2 tRNA genes and 2 rRNA genes (1 of these 4 cut by a window edge) are annotated in these 3218 nt (G+C 55.8%); all 4 read right to left on the reverse strand.

The features are described 5' to 3' along the window. Positions 1 to 917: ribosomal RNA gene (locus LG661_RS24015) — 23S ribosomal RNA — on the reverse strand (it extends 1893 nt beyond the left edge of the window). A 296-nt stretch (positions 918 to 1213) separates the two neighbouring features. Beyond that, a tRNA-Ala gene (locus LG661_RS24020) sits at positions 1214 to 1289 on the reverse strand. An 8-nt stretch (positions 1290 to 1297) separates the two neighbouring features. Beyond that, positions 1298 to 1374, reverse strand: a tRNA-Ile gene (locus LG661_RS24025). 169 nt (positions 1375 to 1543) lie between these two features. Continuing rightward, positions 1544 to 3030 (reverse strand): 16S ribosomal RNA (locus LG661_RS24030). The 16S and 23S rRNA genes sit together here with 2 tRNA genes alongside, the layout of an rRNA operon. Positions 3031 to 3218 lie beyond the last annotated feature (188 nt).

A 3218-nucleotide genomic window follows, 5' to 3' on the forward strand; every position in this document is an offset into this window, starting at 1 on the left:
CCAGTGCTCTACCCCCTGGGGGATTCACGCGAGGCGCTACCTAAATAGCTTTCGCGGAGAACCAGCTATTTCCGAGTTTGATTGGCCTTTCACCCCTAGCCACAAGTCATCCGAGACTTTTTCAACAGGCACCGGTTCGGTCCTCCAGTGCGTGTTACCGCACCTTCAACCTGCTCATGGCTAGATCACCCGGTTTCGGGTCTACAGCAACGAACTCAAAACGCCCTGTTCAGACTCGCTTTCGCTGCGCCTCCACCTATCGGCTTAAGCTTGCTCGTTACTGTAAGTCGCTGACCCATTATACAAAAGGTACGCGGTCACCCAGGACGAACCTTGGGCTCCCACTGTTTGTAAGCATCCGGTTTCAGGAACTGTTTCACTCCCCTCGTCGGGGTGCTTTTCACCTTTCCCTCACGGTACTAGTACACTATCGGTCGCTGAGGAGTACTTAGGCTTGGAGGGTGGTCCCCCCATGTTCAGACAGGATTTCACGTGTCCCGCCTTACTCAAATCCTGCAATCACCCTGACCTGTACGGGGCTATCACCCGTCTCGCCCGCCTTTCCATGCGGTTCCAGTGAAGATCATGCAGGCATTGGCCTGGTCCGCGTTCGCTCGCCACTACTAACGGAGTCTCGTTTGATGTCCTTTCCTCCGGGTACTTAGATGTTTCAGTTCCCCGGGTTCGCTTCAAACCCCTATGGATTCAGGATTTGATACCTTCATCTGACCCTCCGTAGTGCAAACGCAGGATCGCTCCTGCATTCACAATACAAAGGGTCGAAGGTGGGTTTCCCCATTCGGAGATCCTTGGATCAAAGCTCGTTCGCAGCTCCCCAAGGCTTTTCGCAGCGTACCACGTCCTTCATCGCCTCTCAGCGCCAAGGCATCCACCAGATGCTCTTACGACACTTGATTACTCTCATGATCGATGTCCGCTCGGCAAAGACCGGACTTCGATCTCAAGAAAGACCTGTCTTTCGGATTTCTCCAAAAGACATATTTTTGCTTGCCAAGCATATCCGGCGCGCACGGCTGCGGGCCGTGGCTGGTTCGCGGGACTAGGTTGCCCGCTGGCCGGATATGCTGCCTCTTTACGATTTCAAACATCCGCGCCCTCACCCCGAAGGGGAGAACACGAACCTCAGACAAGATCCACGACCATGAAGCCTCATGGCCGGTGGACACCGGATACGTTCGCACGATCGAAGGAATGGTGGAGCCTGTCGGGATCGAACCGACGACCTGAAGCTTGCAAAGCTACCGCTCTCCCAGCTGAGCTAAGGCCCCGAAGATAATGGTGGGCCTGGGACGACTCGAACGTCCGACCTCACCCTTATCAGGGGTGCGCTCTAACCACCTGAGCTACAGGCCCGAACTTCCATCCCAAACCGCCCCAAAAGAGCAGCCCTGATCGATGTATCCGGAGAAGAAAGAGAAACGAAGACGGCAGCGTCCCGCATCGTGGGATCTGACTGATCCCTTGTGTTCAAAAGAGGTCCGATAGAGCCGGCGGATGCCGGTTCATAAGAGACCATCCTTAGAAAGGAGGTGATCCAGCCGCAGGTTCCCCTACGGCTACCTTGTTACGACTTCACCCCAGTCGCTGACCCTACCGTGGTCGCCTGCCTCCTTGCGGTTGGCGCAGCGCCGTCGGGTAAGACCAACTCCCATGGTGTGACGGGCGGTGTGTACAAGGCCCGGGAACGTATTCACCGTGGCGTTCTGATCCACGATTACTAGCGATTCCGCCTTCATGCACTCGAGTTGCAGAGTGCAATCTGAACTGAGACGGCTTTTTGGGATTAGCTCCCCCTCGCGGGTTCGCTGCCCATTGTCACCGCCATTGTAGCACGTGTGTAGCCCAGCCCGTAAGGGCCATGAGGACTTGACGTCATCCCCACCTTCCTCTCGGCTTATCACCGGCAGTCCCCCTAGAGTGCCCAACTCAATGATGGCAACTAGGGGCGAGGGTTGCGCTCGTTGCGGGACTTAACCCAACATCTCACGACACGAGCTGACGACAGCCATGCAGCACCTGTGTTCCCGCCAGCCGAACTGAAGGGGTGCATCTCTGCTCCCCATACGGGACATGTCAAAGGCTGGTAAGGTTCTGCGCGTTGCTTCGAATTAAACCACATGCTCCACCGCTTGTGCGGGCCCCCGTCAATTCCTTTGAGTTTTAATCTTGCGACCGTACTCCCCAGGCGGAATGCTTAAAGCGTTAGCTGCGCCACTGAGCAGCAAGCTGCCCAACGGCTGGCATTCATCGTTTACGGCGTGGACTACCAGGGTATCTAATCCTGTTTGCTCCCCACGCTTTCGCGCCTCAGCGTCAGAACCGGACCAGTAAGCCGCCTTCGCCACTGGTGTTCTTGCGAATATCTACGAATTTCACCTCTACACTCGCAGTTCCACTTACCTCTTCCGGTCTCAAGCCGAACAGTATCGAAGGCAATTCTGTGGTTGAGCCACAGGCTTTCACCCCCGACTTGAACGGCCGCCTACGCGCCCTTTACGCCCAGTGATTCCGAACAACGCTAGCCCCCTTCGTATTACCGCGGCTGCTGGCACGAAGTTAGCCGGGGCTTCTTCTGCGGGTACCGTCATTATCGTCCCCGCCGAAAGAGCTTTACAACCCTAAGGCCGTCATCACTCACGCGGCATGGCTGGATCAGGCTTGCGCCCATTGTCCAATATTCCCCACTGCTGCCTCCCGTAGGAGTCTGGGCCGTGTCTCAGTCCCAGTGTGGCTGATCATCCTCTCAGACCAGCTACTGATCGTCGCCTTGGTAGGCCATTACCCTACCAACTAGCTAATCAGACGCGGGCCGATCCTTCAGCGATAAATCTTTCTGCTCTCGCACGTATCCGGTATTAGCCCAAGTTTCCCTGGGTTATTCCGAACTGAAGGGCACGTTCCCACGCGTTACTCACCCGTCTGCCACTCACCCCGAAGGATGCGTTCGACTTGCATGTGTTAAGCCTGCCGCCAGCGTTCGTTCTGAGCCAGGATCAAACTCTCAAGTTGAAGAATTTGATCTCGACTTAAATCTCTACGCAAATTGACAGAGTCCATCTCACTCCGGCCGAAACCGAAGCGGTGTACTCACCAAAGCATAGACATTGGTCGATGTCTTTTCTCGACAGTCCATCAGGACCGTCCGCAAGGACACCGCCGCCTACGCTTCTCTTTCTTTCTTCACTTGTCAAAGAGCA

This window comes from Microvirga roseola (assembly GCF_020866965.1).
Taxonomy (GTDB): domain Bacteria; phylum Pseudomonadota; class Alphaproteobacteria; order Rhizobiales; family Beijerinckiaceae; genus Microvirga; species Microvirga roseola.